This window comes from Streptomyces gottesmaniae, assembly GCF_031845845.1.
In the GTDB taxonomy this organism is placed as follows: domain Bacteria; phylum Actinomycetota; class Actinomycetes; order Streptomycetales; family Streptomycetaceae; genus Streptomyces; species Streptomyces akebiae.
The window spans coordinates 1-16,371 of the sequence record NZ_JAVRFJ010000053.1; the positions used below are offsets into that span (position 1 = coordinate 1).

General features: G+C 72.6%; 15 protein-coding genes and 1 pseudogene. 9 read left to right on the forward strand and 7 right to left on the reverse strand.

Annotation, left to right across the window (positions count from 1 at the left end; translation table 11 throughout):
* Nucleotides 1–92 precede the first annotated feature (92 nt).
* Nucleotides 93–902 carry an NPP1 family protein gene (locus tag RM704_RS39995; RefSeq protein ID WP_033530795.1) on the reverse strand — a complete coding sequence of 270 codons (810 nt, stop codon included), beginning with the start codon at nt 900–902 and terminating at the stop codon, nt 93–95.
* A 325-nt stretch (nt 903–1,227) separates the two neighbouring features.
* Between RM704_RS39995 and RM704_RS40000 the strand changes: the two genes are divergently transcribed.
* Nucleotides 1,228–5,163 (forward strand): nSTAND1 domain-containing NTPase, encoded by a 3,936-nt coding sequence (locus RM704_RS40000; protein ID WP_438828984.1) that lies wholly within the window; start codon nt 1,228–1,230, stop codon nt 5,161–5,163.
* A 67-nt stretch (nt 5,164–5,230) separates the two neighbouring features.
* Here RM704_RS40000 and RM704_RS40005 read toward each other — a convergent pair whose 3' ends face one another.
* Nucleotides 5,231–5,785: a hypothetical protein gene (locus tag RM704_RS40005; protein ID WP_157856773.1), complete on the reverse strand. Its 555-nt coding sequence runs from the start codon at nt 5,783–5,785 to the stop codon at nt 5,231–5,233.
* A 156-nt stretch (nt 5,786–5,941) separates the two neighbouring features.
* On the opposite strand from RM704_RS40005, the gene RM704_RS40010 reads away from it, so the two are divergent.
* From RM704_RS40010 to RM704_RS40025, 4 genes and pseudogenes are all read left to right on the forward strand, one after another.
* On the forward strand, nt 5,942–6,331 hold the full coding sequence (locus RM704_RS40010; RefSeq protein ID WP_311592780.1) for a cold-shock protein: 390 nt from the start codon (nt 5,942–5,944) through the stop codon (nt 6,329–6,331).
* A 43-nt stretch (nt 6,332–6,374) separates the two neighbouring features.
* Nucleotides 6,375–7,082 (forward strand): annotated as a pseudogene (locus RM704_RS40015) (alpha/beta fold hydrolase); the annotation flags it as partial.
* Entirely contained in the window at nt 7,067–7,396 is a 330-nt protein-coding gene (locus RM704_RS40020; RefSeq protein ID WP_311592827.1) for a Uma2 family endonuclease, read from the forward strand. The pseudogene RM704_RS40015 and the gene RM704_RS40020, both read left to right, overlap by 16 nt.
* Nucleotides 7,397–7,761: 365 nt before the next feature.
* Nucleotides 7,762–9,105 carry a helix-turn-helix domain-containing protein gene (locus tag RM704_RS40025; protein WP_033530792.1) on the forward strand — a complete coding sequence of 448 codons (1,344 nt, stop codon included), beginning with the start codon at nt 7,762–7,764 and terminating at the stop codon, nt 9,103–9,105.
* 55 nt (nt 9,106–9,160) lie between these two features.
* On the opposite strand, the gene RM704_RS40030 is transcribed toward RM704_RS40025, so the two are convergent.
* The 4 genes from RM704_RS40030 to RM704_RS40045 all read right to left on the reverse strand — a co-directional run bounded on the left by RM704_RS40030 (nt 9,161) and on the right by RM704_RS40045 (nt 12,444).
* A complete protein-coding gene (locus tag RM704_RS40030) occupies nt 9,161–10,006 on the reverse strand; it encodes a hypothetical protein (RefSeq protein WP_033530505.1) in 846 nt (281 codons plus the stop codon).
* On the reverse strand, nt 10,003–10,605 hold the full coding sequence (locus RM704_RS40035) for a SigE family RNA polymerase sigma factor (RefSeq protein WP_033530504.1): 603 nt from the start codon (nt 10,603–10,605) through the stop codon (nt 10,003–10,005). Before RM704_RS40035 ends, RM704_RS40030 begins: the two co-directional genes overlap by 4 nt.
* A gap of 114 nt (nt 10,606–10,719) precedes the next feature.
* Complete coding sequence (locus tag RM704_RS40040) at nt 10,720–11,298, reverse strand: hypothetical protein (RefSeq protein ID WP_311592784.1); 579 nt, start codon at nt 11,296–11,298, stop codon at nt 10,720–10,722.
* 171 nt (nt 11,299–11,469) lie between these two features.
* Nucleotides 11,470–12,444, reverse strand: coding sequence for a L,D-transpeptidase (locus RM704_RS40045; protein ID WP_311592786.1), 975 nt, complete (start codon nt 12,442–12,444; stop codon nt 11,470–11,472).
* 255 nt (nt 12,445–12,699) lie between these two features.
* Between RM704_RS40045 and RM704_RS40050 the strand changes: the two genes are divergently transcribed.
* The 3 genes from RM704_RS40050 to RM704_RS40060 all read left to right on the forward strand — a co-directional run bounded on the left by RM704_RS40050 (nt 12,700) and on the right by RM704_RS40060 (nt 15,157).
* Nucleotides 12,700–13,203 (forward strand): SigE family RNA polymerase sigma factor, encoded by a 504-nt coding sequence (locus RM704_RS40050; RefSeq protein ID WP_033530790.1) that lies wholly within the window; start codon nt 12,700–12,702, stop codon nt 13,201–13,203.
* The gene (locus RM704_RS40055) at nt 13,193–14,053 is read left to right on the forward strand and encodes a L,D-transpeptidase family protein (protein ID WP_033530502.1); all 861 of its coding nucleotides are present in this window, start codon (nt 13,193–13,195) and stop codon (nt 14,051–14,053) included. Before RM704_RS40050 ends, RM704_RS40055 begins: the two co-directional genes overlap by 11 nt.
* Before the next feature lie 135 nt (nt 14,054–14,188).
* Nucleotides 14,189–15,157, forward strand: coding sequence for a hypothetical protein (locus RM704_RS40060; RefSeq protein ID WP_311592790.1), 969 nt, complete (start codon nt 14,189–14,191; stop codon nt 15,155–15,157).
* On the opposite strand, the gene RM704_RS40065 is transcribed toward RM704_RS40060, so the two are convergent.
* Nucleotides 15,135–15,758, reverse strand: a complete 624-nt coding sequence (locus tag RM704_RS40065) for a TlpA family protein disulfide reductase (RefSeq protein WP_033530501.1) — start codon at nt 15,756–15,758, stop codon at nt 15,135–15,137. The genes RM704_RS40060 and RM704_RS40065 overlap by 23 nt on opposite strands.
* Nucleotides 15,759–15,878: 120 nt before the next feature.
* Here RM704_RS40065 and RM704_RS40070 point away from each other — a divergent pair, with 120 nt between their 5' ends.
* Nucleotides 15,879–16,304: a hypothetical protein gene (locus tag RM704_RS40070; protein WP_033530500.1), complete on the forward strand. Its 426-nt coding sequence runs from the start codon at nt 15,879–15,881 to the stop codon at nt 16,302–16,304.
* The last annotated feature ends 67 nt before the right edge of the window (nt 16,305–16,371 follow it).

Consider the following 16,371-nt stretch of genomic DNA (forward strand, 5'->3'; position numbering starts at 1 on the left):
GCTCTCGATCGAGAGCCGGGCGCCGCCGCCGTCGTCGTTCCCGTGTCCTGTGCCGTCGGCGTCGGCGTCGCCGTCGCCGTCGCGCGGACGGGTCAGCCCGCGCCGTTCGGGTCGAAGGCGATGCCCGAGGGCTTGGCGCGGCTCAGCTCGGTGGTGAAGCGGCCGTCCTTGAGCGGGAAGTTGGCGTCGCCCCAGGTGGCGTTCTGCAGACGGGTCTGGAGGGCCGCCGTCCACGTGTTGCTCGTGCCCGGGTAGCTGTTCCAGCTGACCAGTCCCGGGAAGTCCCAGCCGCCGTTGCCCCAGGCCTCCGCCGTCTCACCGGACTTGGCGAAGCGGAAGGCGTGGGTGAGCGCGCCGTCCTTGTGGTAGACGACCTTCAGCCGGACCCCGTCCCTCGGGACCGAGGCGAACGTGGTGGTGGAGTAGCCGCCGTGCGCGGAGACGGACACGTACTCCGGCGTGCTCGCCCCCTGCCGCACCCAGACCACCGCGGCCTCCCAGTCGTGCCGGTGCGAGGTGGCGGTGCAGTCGGCGCAGCTCATGTCCTTCTCGAAGTACAGGGAGTAGACGATGGCGCACCACCCGTTGTTGCACTTCACCCGCGAGTACGTGTTGGCCTTGCCGAGGTGGCCCGAGCGGCACTCACCGGTGACCGGCCCGCTGTCGTCGAGGCCGCCGTTGAGAGTGCCGCTCGCATTGATCGCCGCCGCCGGGAAGCAGCTGTCGGAGTCGTAGTCGAAGACCGGCTGGAACGTCTTCTGGAACGAGGTCGTGCTCTCGTTCAGCGGGGTCAGCACGCCCGCCTGCGCGCTGCCCGTGAACCCGATGGTCAGGGCGAGTGCGCTGCCCGCGACCGCCGCGGCCCTGCCGAGGCGGCTGAGGCGGCGGAGGCGCGATCGCACGGACGCCGTGGACCTCTTCGTAGCGTGGGACATCAGTGGTTTCACTCCACTCGGCTCAGCGTGGGGGGCGCCGGTGATCCGGCTCTGCGGGACCGAGGCTGACAAGCGGAGAATTGATCGGCACCTACTTCGACGCGGCCAATCAACTTGGCGACGTCGCTTCCGAGTTGTTCGGCCGGACGTACGGCCTCTGTCATCAACACCACACTTCGCGTGCTCAGGGTTACGCGTGTTTGCCTGCGTACGTATGGTGATCGCCGCCTGAACGGAAGTGGGTGATCCTGTGGGGCGTCCCGAACGACCGTTGGACCCGGGGGCCGGGCCCGTGCAGCGCCTCGCCCACGAACTGCGGGAGTTGCGCCGCACCGCGGGCAGCCCCTCCTACCGGGCGATGGCCGAGGACGCGGGCTTCTCCGCGACGACCCTCTCCCAGGCGGCGGCCGGCGAACGGCTGCCCTCCCTCGCCGTCGTCCAGGGCTACGTCCGGGCCTGCGGCGGCGACCCGGCCGAGTGGGAGCCGCGCTGGAAGGAGGCCGAGGACGAGGCCGGCGCCGCCGTCGTCGAGGACGGCGGGGACCACCCGGCGCCGTACCGGGGCCTCGCCCGCTTCGAACCCGACGACCACGAGCTGTTCTTCGGCCGCGACCGGCTGGTGAGGGAGTTGGGCGAGCTGGTCGACGCCCACCGCGTCGCGGCCGTCATCGGCGCCTCCGGCAGCGGCAAGTCGTCCCTGCTGCGTGCCGGGTTCCTGCCCCGGCTGCGCGAACGGATCGCCGGACACGAGTGCGTCTCCGTGCTGCGGGTGTTCACCCCGGGCGCCCGCCCGGCGGAGACGTACGGGCATCTGCTGACCGTGGCCGACGGCGAGCCGGACAGCTGGGTCGTGGTCGACCAGTTCGAGGAGGTGTTCACGCTCTGCCGGGACGAGACGGAGCGCGCCCGCTTCCTCGACCTGCTGCTGACCGCCCGCGACCCGGACTCCCGGCTCCGCGTCCTGATCGCCGTGCGCGCCGACTTCCACGCCCGCTGCGCCGAACACCCCGGCCTCGCGGAGGTGCTGCGTCACGCCGGGCTGGCCGTCGGCCCGATGACCGCCGACGAACTGCGCGAGGTGGTGGTACGGCCCGCACAGGCGGCCGGACTGCTGGTGGAACGTTCCCTCGCCGCGACCGTCGTCGAGGAGGTCCAGGGCCGGCCCGGCGCGCTGCCCATGCTGTCGCACGCCCTGCTGGAGACCTGGCGCCGCCGCCGGGGCCGCATGCTGACGACCGCCGCGTACGAGGCGGCCGGCGGCCTCAACGCCGCGATCGCGGCCAGCGCGGAGGCCGTGTACGGGGAACTGTCCCCGCCCCAGGCCACGGCCGCCCGGCAGTTGCTGCTGCGGCTGGTCGAACCGGGCCGGGGCACCGTCGACACCGGGCGCCCGCTGACCCGGGACGAACTCTCGGAGTGCCCCCACCCCGACATCCCCGTGGTCGCCGAACGCCTCGCCAGCGCCCGGCTGTTGACCGTCGACGAGGAGGGCGTCCGCCTCGCCCACGAGTCGCTGATCGGCTGCTGGCCCCGGCTGCACGGCTGGATCGACCAGGACCGCGAACGGCTGCGCCACCACCGACAGCTCACCGAGGCCGCCCGCGCGTGGCTGGAGCACGACCGCGACCCCGGCACCCTCTACCGGGGGACCCGGCTGGCCCGGGCGGAGGAGGTGTTCCCCGGCCATGTCGTCGACCTCGCGCTCACCGAGGTCGAACGCGCCTTCCTCACGGCCGCGTTCGACGCCCGGGAGGCCGAGCGACGGGCCGCCGCCCGCGCCACGCGCCGCGCCCGCACCCTGGTGGGCGCGCTCTCCGCGGTCCTCGCGGTGGCGCTCGTCGCGGGGCTCGCGGCCTGGCGGCAGCGCGACGACAACCTGCTCCAGCGCACCCAGAACACCGCACGCCGGGTCGCCGCCGTCGCGGACGGCCTGCGCACCACCGACCCGCGCGCCGCCCTCCTCCTCGGCGTCGCCGCCTGGCGCATCGCCCCGCTCCCCGAGACCCGCCGCGCCCTCCTCGGCTCCCTCGCCCAGCAGGAGGTGGACGCCTTCAGCGACCCCGCCTCCGGCTACCGCTCCCAGCGGTTCCTCGCCGACTCCGGCCGCACCCTCCTCAGCGTCGACGACCGCACCTGGCAGACCTGGAACCTCGGCACCCGACGCTCCACCGCCTCCGGCCGCCTCCCGTCCGGCGAGGTCCTGGCCGCGGGCCCGGACGCCCGCGTCCTCGCCATCTCGACGACGACCGGGGCTGGGGACGGGAGTGGGGACGGGAGGGGGGAGGGGACTGCGGATGGGAGCGGGGCTGGGTACGGGCGCGGAGGCGTCCGGCTGTGGGACGTGCGCGCCGACCGGTGGACCGGGGGTGCGCCCCTGCCGTCCGGCGGGGAGGCGATCGCGTTCGGGGCGAGCGGGCGGAGTTATGTGGTGGGGGTGGGTGTCGCTGCGGGGTCTGCCGGATCTGCCGGGTCTGTGGGTTCTGTGGGATCTGTGGGTGGGCGGGTGCAGGTGCGGTCCGTTGGGGACGGGGCCGTGTTGTTCGAGGCGCGGGGGGCCACTCCGCAGAACGTGGCGCCCAGTGGGGACGACCGGCGAGTGGCCGTGTGTCCGGCCGGGAAGGCGCCGCGCGTTCTGGAGGTGGACGGGCGGCGGGTGGTACGCGGCTCGTGGGAACGGGCGCTCGGGGTCTGCGGCGTCGACTCGTCGGTGGTCTTCGGCGCGGACGGCCGCTTCGCGGTCGTGGGCGACGGCGAGGTACGGGTGTGGGACGCCGCCACCGGTGACCGGGTGGCCGAACTCCATGACCCCGGCGTGCGCTACGCCGCGTTCAGCCGGGACGGCGGCTTCCTGGCGACCGCCGGTTCCGCCGACGAGATCCGGGTGTGGCGGCTGTCGTCACCGGTCGCCCCCGTCCTCCGGCACCCCCTCAACAACCAGCATCTGCGCGGCGGCCTCGCCTGGGACCCGGGAGCTCCCGTCCTGCGCTACCTGGAGGGCGGCACCGCCCACACCCTCGACCTGACGACCACCGTCACCACGGCCTGGCGCGACCGCCCCGTGGAGGGGGTGCTGCTCAGCCCGGACGGCCGCCTGTTCGCCACGGCCACACGGACGGCCCCTGGCACGCCGACCGACTCCGGCACGCCGACCGGCACCGGAAGCGGGGAAAGCCGTAGGAGTGGCAGCGCGAGCGCCGAGGGCAGTGGCGTCGGATTCCGTTTCGAACTCCGCGCCACCCGTGACGGCCGCCTGATCCGCACCCTGCCGTCGGCGCCGCCTCCCTCGCCACCGCCCTCCGGCGAGTCTCCGGTGGGCTCCTCCGACGGGCACGCCCTCGCCGACGTGGGCCCCCGGATGGCGTTCAGTCCCGACGGCGGCAGGTTCGTCTACGGGGTGACCGGACCCGCTGTGCGGGCCGCGCCGCAGTGGTTCACCGTCTGGAACGTCACCCGGGACCGCGAACAGAGCGTGCTGGACCTGGGCCGTACCCGGTCCGGCACGGAGGTGACGGCGCTGGCCCTGACCTCCGACGGCCGCACCCTCTTCACCACCCGCGCCTCGGCCGACGGCGAGCCGAGCGACGAGCAGTGGGACACGGGGACCGGCAGCCGCACCGACACCCCCGCCGGGCCGGGCCTGGCCGGCGCCCGCCTCGCGCTCAGCCCCCGCGACGAACTGGTCGTCGGGGACAACCGGGTGGCCCGCGGCGGCACCGGACGCAGTGTCGCGCTGGACCTCGTCCAGGGGGACCACATCAGCGCGCTGGCGTTCAGCCCCGACGGGAGCCGCGTGGCGGCCGGCGACCGCACCGGCCGGGTCGCCCTGTGGGACGGAGACCTGCGCCGTCGGGCCGGTGTGCTGCGCAACGTCTTCCCGGCCCCGCTCGGCGGCACCCCGGAGGCGGTCAGCGCCCTCGCCCTCAGTCCAGACGGCCACACCCTCGCCGTCGGGGGCGACGCCGGCACCGTCCAGCTCTGGGACACCACCACCCAGCAGCCCCTGGGCGGCCCGCTCCCCTCCCCCGGCGAGCGCATCGCCTCACTCGCCTTCAGCCCCGACAGCGCGACCCTCTTCGCGGGCGGCGGTCACGTCCCCCTCCACCGCCACACCGTCGCCCCGGCCCGCACCGTCGTCCAGGTCTGCGCCCGTGCCGGTGGGGAGGACCTGACGAGGGGCGAGTGGGACACGTACGTACCGGACGCGCCGTACCGACGGGTGTGCGGCTGAGGGGCGTACCGAACAGCCCTCCAGCCGCACAGACCGACGCCGGTCCCGTCCCCGTGTCAGCGACTGCTCAGCGGTCGAGGACGATCTTCGTCGTGGTGACCGGCGCGTTGTTCGGCGTCGCTGTCGCGGACTTCTTCTTGTCGGGGTTGATGGCGTACTTGAAGGTGAAGCCGACCGTGGCCTTGCCGGGCTTGCCACCGACCTGGACGTTGAAGACGCAGGTGCCGGAGAGGTTGTAGGTCTTCTTCTTCGTGTGCGGGTGGGCCTTGCTGCCCACCTTGGAGTGCCAGATGTAGCCGACCGGGATGGCGGCGTGGGTGTCGTGGTACTTGCCGTTCAGGCCGGTCGCCTTGCAGTTCATCTTGCTCGTGGCGATGGCCTTCAGCTTCTTGTTGGTGATCTGGAAGGACCAGGGCATCGGGTAGTACTTGGGGTACTTGCCCGTCAGCTTGACCTGCGCGTGCAGGATGCCGGCCTTCTGCTTCGCCTTGGGCGTGCTGTAGCTCTGCTTCTTCGGCGTGAAGACGGTCGTCTCCTGCGCCGCCGCGGCCGTCGGCGCGGCCTCCGCGGCACCGAGCGCGCCGAAGGCGAGGGCCAGGGCGGTACCGGACACGACGGCCACACGGCCGATCCTGTTCATTTCGTTCTGCAAGGTGTCCCCGTTTCAGAAATGCATGGCACCAGGTGTGTTGCCTGGTCAGCACCAGACCATCAGAGGAAGTACGGTCGGCGGTAGGTCCTTTGGGACAATGCGAGTGCGAAATTCCGGAGTTAGCCTGTGAAGCCACCGTGCGGCTTCGGCCCGTCCTTAGGGGGAGCGATCAGCAGTCATCCGGTCCATGGCACCGTCAGGTCGTGGGACGACGAGTCCGGCTGGGGAGTCCTGACCTCACCCGAAGTGCCGGGAGAGGTCTGGGCACACTTCTCGGCCGTGTCCACCCCGGAGCCGGGGGCGTTCGCGTCGCTGGAACCGGGAGAGTCCGTCCTGTTCACCTGGGAGCAGGCCGACCAGGACGACTACGCGTACCGGGCGACGAAGGTACGCCGCCCGGCGGACGCGGCAGCCGACTGGGACGGCGAGAACGACGACGACGATGATGAAGAGGATGAAGAAGAGGACGACGTGTTCGCGTTGACCGACGTGCACATCGAGTTCGACGACGAGTGACCCGGCCGGTCGAGGACGGCGGCCGGGGCGAGGGGGGACGTCCATGCGTGAGGCCGTGGTCACGGACGCCGGGGACCGGATCCGGTGGGTGGAGCTGCCGGGGGAGGAGCCCTGCCGCGCGTATGTGCACGGGCTCGGGGCGACGTCGTCCGCGTACTTCACCGAGGCCGCGGCCCACCCCCTCCTGGCGGGGCGCCGCTCGCTGCTGGTCGACATGCTGGGGCACGGCATCAGTGATCGCCCGACGGACTTCGACTACGGCCTGGAAGCCCACGCGGACGCGCTCGCCCGGGCCCTGACGGCGGCGGACGTCACCGGCGCCGAGCTGATCGCGCACAGCATGGGCGGCTCGGTGGGGATCGTGCTGGCGTCCCGGCACCCGGGGCTGGTGCGGAAGCTGGTGCTGGTCGACTCCAACCTCGATCCGCTGGTCCCCACACACGGCGTGGTCGGGAGCAACGGCATCGCGGCGTACTCCGAGGAGGAGTTCCTCGCGGGCGGACGTGAGGAGTTCGCCGTACTGGCCGGGGCCCAGTGGTGGGCGACCATGCGGCTCACCGGCCCCGAGGCCCTGTACCGCAGCGCCCGGCTGGCCCACGGCACGCGCCCGACCATGCGCGAGCTGCTGCTCGACCTGAAGATCCCCCGCACCTACCTGCACCCCGAAGCCGACGGCCCCGTGCCGGGCGCCGACACCCTCACGGAGGCCGGCGTGACCGTGGTCCCGATCCCGGACTGCGGCCACAACGTCGGGTCCCCGACCTCGCCGTCGCCCCCAAAGGCGCCTTCGATGACGAGCAGGAGTGGCACGATCCCTCCGCTGTCCTTCTCGTGGCCGAGGTCACCTCGACCAGCACCGGGGATCGTGATCGCGAGACGAAGATCCTTGGCTACGCCCGCGCCGGTATCCCTGTCTACCTCTTCATCGACCGCGAGGAAGCCGAGGTCACGGTGTTCTCGGAGCCGTCTGCGGACAGGTACGCGAAGGCGCTGAAGTGCAAGCTGGGCATGGTCGTACCTCTGCCCAGCCCCCTTGGCTTCGACGTGGACACCGCCGAGTTCTGAGCCGACGGAGGACGACCGCCCCTGTCAGTGCGGGAACGCGTTGGCCGCCGTCATCAGGGCGGTGATCGCGAGGAGCGCGGCGGCGACGGAGCGGGCGTGGCGGGTGAGCAGGTCTCGGATCACGGGGACCTCCCAGCGGCGGCGACGGCGATGACGACGACGATGACGATGACGACGGTGATGCGGCGGGGGCTACGGGGGCGACGGAGTGGCTGAGTTGCTGAGGGGCTGACTGGGTGAGTTAAGCGTGCTTAACGTGTCGCTTAACGTAAGGCTTTGGCCTGTCAACGGCAAGAGGATGTAGGGGAGTTGGGTAAAGGGGCCGGTGTAAGCGGGGTTACTGGCATGCTTACGTCATGGCAGGCATGGCCGAGCGTGACGACCCCGAGGTCATCGGGCGCAGAGTGCAGCAACTGCGGACGGAACGGGGCCTCACACAGCGGCAGTTGGCGGAACCGGCGTACACCCCGGCGTACATCTCGACCCTGGAGGCCGGCCGGGTACGGGCCTCGGAACCCGCGCTGCGGCATATCGCCGAGCGGCTCGGCATCGGCTACGACGAACTCGCCACCGGACGCCCCGCAGGCTTCGCCACCGAGCTGCGGCTCCGGCTGACCGGCGCCCAGCGCACGCTCGCCAGCGGTGCCGGGGAGGCCGCCGCCGAGGGGTTCACGGTCGTGCTCGCCGAGGCGGAGGAGTACGGCCTGGTCACCGAGCAGGCCGACGCGCTGCTCGGTCTCGGTGAATGCGCCCTGGAGACCGGTGACCTGGAGACCGCCCAGCTGCGGTTCGAGCAGGCAGAGCAGCGGCTCGGCGACGCCCCGCTGCCGGCCCGTGTCCCGGCCCTGCGCGGCCGCGCGACCGCCCACTACCTCGCCGGTGAACTCCGCTACTCCTGCTACCTGTACGAGTCCACGCTCGACGAGCTCAACCGCAACGGCATGCACGACCCCGACGCCCTGCTCCTCCTCTACACCGGCGTCATCGCCCCCTACATGGACATGGGCGCCCACGCCCGCGCCGCCCAGGCCGCCGAGCTGGCCCTCGCGCTCGCCCCGCAGTCCGGTGACCCGGCTCTCGTCGCCCGTATGCACCGCTCGGTCGCCCGGGCGATGATCACCGAGGGGCGGATCGCCGAGGCCGACGCGTCCCTCGCCAAGGCCTCCGAGCTCTACCGGCAGCTCCAGATCCGCACCGAGCTGGCCAACTGCCACTGGATGCGCGGCTACCTCCACGCCCAGAACGGCGACTACGCCCGCGCCGAGGAGGAACTGCGCGAGGCCCGCCGGATGCTCTCCGCCAAACGGGCCGCCCTCTACACCAGCCAGGTCGCCGTCGAACTCGCCGACGTGCTGCACCGCCGGGGCAAGTCCGAGGAGGCCGCCGAACTGCTCCACGAGGTCCTCAGCGACCTCAGCTCCGAACGCGGCGCCCTGCACTCCGCCGCCGCGCACCGACTGCTCGGCATCATCGCCGAGGACCGTCGGGACGCGGACGCCGCCGAGGAGCACTACGTACGGGCGCTGAGCCTGCTGGAGCGGGCCGGTGCCGCCGGTGACCTGGCCGACCTGTGCCGGTTGCTCGGGGACCTGTACCGCCGCACCGGCCGCGTCGAGGCCGCCCTCGACGCCTACCGCACGGGCCTCGGCCACCGCACGGCCCCCGGCACCACGACGCTCGGCCCGGCGCCCGCACAGCCCCCTCTGTGACGGTTCCGGTCCACCGCACGTGGGTGCGCGTACGAGAAGCGGTGACCCCGTGGGCTCAGCCGAGGTCCTGCGAGGCGACGACGCCGCCGTCCTTGTCGTACACCGTGACCTTGCGGGTGATGCCCCGCATGTGCTCGGGGTTCGAGACCCCCTCGCCGACGGTCGCGAGCAGGTACCAGCCGCCCCACTCCTTGGTGCGGGCCAACCGGACGACCGTGCCGTCGAAGATCCTGCCGTCGTACAGCTCGATCCGTACGCCGGCCGCCACGTTCGGGCCGCCGTGGTACACGCCGGTGAGGAAGACCTTCTCGGCGCCCCGCGGGGTCTCCTGCACCGAGACACCGGGTCGGCTCATGTCGATGTTGCCGTCGACCACGCTGCGGAACTCGGGCACCTCGGAGACGCCGGGCGTGTCCCCGTACTTGCCCTCCTCCGTCAGCCAGATCCGTGTGCCGTCGCCGATGCGCACCTTCTCGCCCGGCTCGACGACCCGGACCAGCCCGGCAACGGGGGTGGAGAGACGCGTGGGCGGCGGCGAGGCGGAGGTGCTCGGCTTCGGGTTCGGCGGGGCCATGGGCCGCACCGTGGCCGAGGGGTCGTCGGGGCGAAGGGCCAGCACCGCGACCAGCGGGAGCAGCAGCAGCCCGCAGCCCGTGCTCAGCGCGGCGGCCCGGCGCCGCCGCCGACGGCTGCGGCCCTCCCGCTCGATGGCCTCCAGCGGTACGGGCGGAGGCGTGAGCTGGTACGCGGCCTCGGCGAACGCCGCACGCAGCCGCCGCCCGGTGTCACCGGTGTCGCCGATTCCTGCTTCTGCCCCTACCCCTATCCCTGCCTCCGTTTCTGTTCCTGTGCCTGTCTTCGCTGCGGTGTCCGGGCCGGTCCCGGAGGTCGGGTGGTTCATGGGCGGGCTCCGGGGACGGGTGAGGGTGGCGCCGGGACGAACGGGAGGGAGGGGACGGAGCCGTGGCCGCGGCGGTCCGCGTGGGCCGCGCCGGCGAACTCGGGGTGGGCGCGCAGCGCTTGCAGCCCCCGGCGCACATGGGTCTTGACCGTGCCGAGCGAGCAGCCCAGCAGCTGGGCGATCTCGCTCTCGCTGAGGTCCTCCCAGTAGCGCAGCACCAGCACGGACCGCTGCCGAGCCGACAGCGCGGACAACGCCTGGGTGACGGCGGCCCGTTGGGCGATCGACTCGGCGTGCCCGGCGTGCCGCTCGTGCACCCGCTCGGGCAGGAACGGGGTCAGCAGATGCGCCACGCGTCTCTTCCGTACGCGACTGATGTTGTTGTTCACCAGCGAGCGCCGTACGTAGAAGTCGACGTCGTCGCGGGGTATGCGCCGCCAGCGGGCGTACACCTTCGCCAGGGTGGTCTGCACGAGGTCCTCGGCCTCGTGGAAGTCGCCGGTCAGCATGTGCGCGGTGCGCACCAGACGGGGCCAGGCGGCGGTGGCGTACGCGGCGAAGTCGCCGGCCTCCGGTGCTCCGGGTTTCTCCTGCGGCACGGGCGACGGTCCTCGGGATCGGGAACAGGAACAGGAACGACAACGGGACAGGAACGGGGAAGCGTGCGGTGCGGGAGCGGGACGGTCACGCCCGCTCCCGCACCGCACGGCGGGTCAGCGCAGGCGCAGCTGGGAGTAGACGCCGCCCTTGGTGTCGAGGACGGTCACACGGCGCAGGAACTCCTGCCCGTCGTCCACCACGGGCAGGTCGGCGACGGCGTACCAGACGCCCCAGCCCGGCTTGCCCGGCAGCTCGATCAGCTTGCCGTGGACCGTACCCGTGCTCGTCCGCACCGCCACGCGGGAGGCGGTGCCCTTGCCCCCGTAGTAGACGCCGGACAGGTAGTAGCGCCCTTCGAAGGCGGACGCCTGGAGCGACACTCCCGGCCGGCTCCGGTCGATGTTGCCGTCGACGACGCTCCGGAACTGCGGGAAGTCGGGCAGGTCGGGCTCCAGCCAGTGCTTGCCCTCCTCCGTCATCCAGAACTCGAATCCCGGCGCGGCGACGACGTGTTCACCGGGCTGGACGATGCGCGGAGTCGGCGCCTTCCTGGCCTCCGCCGCAGCGGCCTCCGCCACCGCCACCGTCGTGCCGGCGCCGTGCGCCGCCTCCCCCCGCGAGGCGGCGTACGACGTCGACGACGCCCCCACCAGCAGCGTGGTCAGCGCTGCGGCGGCGACGAGTGTGTGCATCCGTGCCATGGTCATGAACGGACGACCCCCAAAGGTGTGTTGGTCCACAAGGTGTGTTGGTCAAGGTGCTTGGTCTGACACTCCTGAAACCCGGGAGGCATAGGGGGCGGATGACACCGGCGGGACACTTTTTCCGGCTGCCTCTCAGCGGCCCTCTCTCGGTGGCTTCGCTCAGGCACCTCGGCCCAGTGCGCTGCCCTCCTGCCACCGCTCCCAGCTCAGGTTCCAGTCGCCGTAGCCGTTCCCGACGGCCACGGTCTCCTTCGAGCCGGTCACCCTCACCACGTCCCCCGGGATGACCTGGTCGTAGAACCGTTTCGCCGTGCCGTCGTCCGCGAGGCCCACGCAGCCGTGGGTGACGTTCTGCCGGCCCGCGTACGTCGTGGCCTTCGGGTTCTCGTGGAGGTAGGTGCCGGAGGCGGTGAGGTGGACGGCGTAGGAGTACCAGTCGGCGTACTCCTCGCCGTAGCCGACCGTGCGGGAGTCCATGAAGACCCGGCGCTGCTTGTCGGAGACGACCATCGTGCCGTTCCAGGTCTCCATGCCGGGCGCGCCCGCGGTGATCGGGACGCGCTGGGTGCGGCCGTCCTTCTCGACGGTCATGGTGTGGCGGCGGACGTCGACCGTGGCGATCAGCGAGCGGCCGATGGTGAAGTGCCGGGTGAGGCCGGCCCCGACCTTGACGGTGACCTTCGTGCCGGGCCGCCAGTAGGTGCGCGGGCGGAAGTCGACGCGCTGCCCGTCCGCGAGGGCCCGGTCCTTGACCCAGCCCCACGAGCCTTCGGCGTCGACGTCCATGGTGACCTTCAACTGCCTTTCCACCGCAGCGCGTTCGGCTGGGGGGACCGGTCGGGCGAAGGTGACGGATATCGGCATGCCGACGCCCACGGTCTGTCCCTCGGCGATGTTCACCCGCACGCCGTCGAAGGCCGGCAGCGGCGCGGGACGGGACCGCGCGTTCAGGTTCTTCCCCTTCGCGTCCCCCCTCGCGTCTCCCTGCGCGCCCCCAGCCGTGTCCCCTTGCGCGTCCGCCTGGGCCTGCGATCTCGGTATCTCGCTCGGACCCTCGACCCGCACTCCCTCCCCGCTCCCCGCGCAGCCCGTGAGCGCGAACGCGACCGCGCACGCGGCCGTCGTGGCGATCACGTGCAGGAGACGCCGACGCGGCCTCGCCCCGGCGCCCCGGCTCGCTCCGGCCCCGCTCCCGCCGGGCCGACTCCCCCCGGCCTCGCTCCTCCTGCCGCTGTTCCCCGTGGTCCTGCTCCCCTTGGCCATGGTCTCCCCCCACTTGCTGACGACGATGTGTTTCGATGGGCTGCGGCGTACGTTCGGGACCTGTACGCACGACGGGGGCGACCGGGTTGCATGGCGATGCACGGGACTTCGGACAACGGCGGGGGCATGACCGAGGAAGAGTTCGACGCGTTCTACGCCACCGCGTTCCCTCGTCTGACCGGCCAGCTCTACGCCTTCACCGGAGACCACGGCGAGGCGCAGGACGTGGTGCAGGAGGCCTTCGTACGGGCCTGGGACCGGCGGCGGGACTTCCTCGCGGAAGGGGCGCCCGAGGCGTGGATCAGGACCGTGGCGATGCGGCTCGCGGTGAGCCGGTGGCGCCGGGCGCGCCGCTGGCTGGAGCTGGTGCGCCGCGATCCGCCCCCGGAGCACGCGCCGGGACCCGATCCCGAGCGAGCGGTGCTGGTCGAGGCGTTGCGCAGGATTCCGGAGGCCCAGCGGATGGCAGTGGTTCTGCACCATCTGTGCGACTTGAGTGTCGAGGAGGTAGCCTCCGAGACCGGTGCCCCCGTGGGCACGGTCAAGGCCCGGCTGTCCCGAGGCCGGGCGGCGCTGGCGCGCGAACTCGGCCCCGGCAAGGGTGCGAAGGAGGACGGGCGTGTCCGATGAACTCACCGTCCGGCTGCACGAGTTGGCCGAAACGGCCGAGTCCCCGCCGCCCGGGTCCGGCGCCGAGGTCCGCGCCACCGCCGGACGCCGGCGTCGTCGGCGGCGTACGACCGCCGCGGTCGCGGGCGGCTGCGCGGCGGCGGGCCTGGCCGCGGTCCTCACCCTGAACGCCGTCTCGCACGGCACCGAGCAGGGCCCGGCCACGGCCGCGAGCGTCCAGCCCAGTGCGACGGCCGACGCTCCCGACGCCACGGTGGACCTCTCGCGCCGCGTCCTCGCCGTCGCCGGCCGCGAACTGCCCATCTCGGCGGGCACGTTGGAGACGCCGACCCCGACGGGCCGGATGACCGTCACCGCGAAGGCCGACGCCAAGGTCGTCCGTGACGCGACGGTCGGCTTCGACGACGAGTACGACGTGAAGCTGACGTGGGTCCTGGAACTGGCCCCGGTCACGACGGGCGCCACGGCCACGACGGCCCCCGCGGGTGCGGCGGGTGCCGCGGGCGAGCCGGACCGGACCGAGGCGACCGACGGGACCGACCCGACCGGCACGCCCGACCCGACCGATCCGGCCGGCCCGGCCGACGGGACCGGCGAGGACGGGCGGACGAGCGAAGCTCCGACCCGGATCCCGGGCTCCACCGCGGTCTGGATCGCCGCCCTCTCCTACAACGAGAAGGCCCCCGGCAACTACGACACCACCTCCGGCTGGATCGGCCTGCGCACCACGGACGCCCGCTGGCTGTACGACCGCCTCGCCAAGGGCGCGACCGTGGAGATCCGGGGCACGACCCCCACCCCGCCCTCGATGGCCCCCACTCCCTCCCCCGCCCCCACGCCCCCGGGCTGACCGCGGACACGTACCCGAGAAGCCCTGCCGCCGTCCGGGGGACCACCTCACCCGTACGCCCCTGTCCCGCTGGTGGGCGGGGCCCAGCGGTGTTGGCGTGGGAGCGGCAACGTCGTGCTCTCGGGAGGCTCCGCCATGCGTCGTCCGTACCGTGTTCTCGCCCGGGTCGTGGCCCTAGGGATGCTCGCGGGGGCGGCGGCCTGCGTCGTGGACGACCCCGGACACCCCCGCGGCTTCCCCGAGGCCGCCTCCGTCGACGAGACCACGGCCTCCGCCTCCCCCACCGCCCCGGCGACCCCCGCGCTCACCGACGCCCGGGCCCGGAGCGCCCTGCTCCGCCAGGACGACCTCGGCGACGCCTGGTCCGGCACCCAGGGTGCGGCGACCTGGCGGGACGGCCTCCTCAAGGGCCGCACCGACCGCCCCGAGTGCCAGGCACTCCTCGACGCGGTCTACGCCGAGGACGTCCTCGGCGAGCCCAAGGGCGGCACGGCCGTCACCGGCTTCGACGACTACGAGTACGGCGCCCAGTTGCGCTACCAGGTCGGCGCGTACGACAAGGCCGACGTCGACGCCCGTCTCCGACGCCTCGGCCAACTCATCGGCACCTGTGAGGAGTTCACCATCACCGGGGTCCAGGGGCGGGAGTACGGCGCCGAGGTCACCCCCGTCGAACTGCCCGGCGACCTCGGTGACGCCCGCCAGGGCCTGCGGCTGATCGTCAGCGGTGACGTGGAGGGCGAGGACAGCGCCCTCACCCTCGACCTGGCCACCGTACGCGTCGGCGACACCGCGGCCCTCCTCACCCACGGCGGCCTCTACGGCATCGACGACACGGCCACCACCGAGGCCGCCCAGGCCGGCATCAAACGCCTCCAGGCCCTCCTGAAGGAACAGGCGGAGAAGAAGAAGTCGAATCAGAAGAAGGAGCCGAAGCAGAGGCAGCAGAAGCAGCAGCAGGAGAAGAAGGACACGAAGGGTACGAAGGCACCGTCCGACGGGAGCTCCGCAGAGGAGGGCTCCTCGGACGAGGCCCGGGGGCGCCCCACCACCCGCACCGAAGCCCTCGCCGCCGCCTCCTCTACTCCTCCAGCATCGGCGTGACCACGCTCCGCACGTCCTCCTCCGACACCGTGCTCTGCACGGCCCCGGCGATCCGGCCCGCGCGGTCGACGAAGAGGGTGAAGGGGAGGATCGCCGGGTTCACGAGCCCGTTCGGCAGCTTCAGGAACTGCTTGCCGCCGGGATCGTGCAGGCTCGGGTAGGACAGGTCGAGGTCCCGCTCGAAGGCGAGGGCGTTCGGCCGGGACGCGTCGGTGCTGACGCCCAGGACCCGCACGTCACGCGCTTTCAACTTGCGCTGCGTACGGTCGAGATCGGGCGACTCGACGCGACAGGGACCGCATGTGGAGGCCCAGGCGTTCACGACGACGACCTGACCCCGGTAGTCGGAGAGCCGGACGGATCCCCCGTCGACGGTGCTGCCGGCGAAGTCGGGCGCCGGGGGCCGTTCGCCGACGGGGATGCTCTTGAACAGCCCGCCCCCATCGGCCAGTCGAGCTTCCCCTGACGGCCCTGACCTGCCGGCCCGTTCGGCTTGTTCGGCCTGTTCGACGTCGGTCGGCAGCGGCTTCGGTGTGGCGCAGCCCGTCATCGCGAGCCCGGCCAGCACCACGCACAGGGCCGCACGGGGGTTCGTCTTCATCGCCGTACAGCTTAGGCAACTGCCCCGGGCAGCCTGCCGATCGGCCCCGTGGAGGCGGCTGGGACACTGCTGTGGTCACCGGTTGACCGCCGGTGACGTACGGGGATGCGAGGAGCGCAGATGATCACGCCTTGGCGCAGAGCGGTCGAGTACGCGGCAGTGGTGACCCTTCCCTCATGGCTGTGGGGGGTGGCCGTGCTGAACGTGGGGGCCGGAGGGGAATCGCCGGCGGGACTGCTCTTCCCGCTGGTGGCGGTGGCCGTGCTGACAGTGGTCCGCAAGGCGCTTCCGGCGCTGTCGCGCTGGCGCACCGCGACCATCGACACGTCGGTGTACGCGGTCGTGTATCTGCTGTCCCTGGTGGCGAGCGGGTTGTGGGCGGGCGACGGGCCGGCCGACGCGGTGGACTGGGCCTTCGTGATGATGACCGTCGCCCTGCTCGACCTGCAGTTCCTGATGGCCCTGGGGCTGTGCGCCTGGCGCTACGACCGCCTCGTCCCGACGGCCCCCTCGGGTCGCCTGAGCGGTGGTCCCCGCGTGGTCTGACGCGGGTTCGACACCGTGCCGGCCGCGCCGAAGTCCGTCAGCGCCGAGGCGCCGAAGTCCCGTCAGC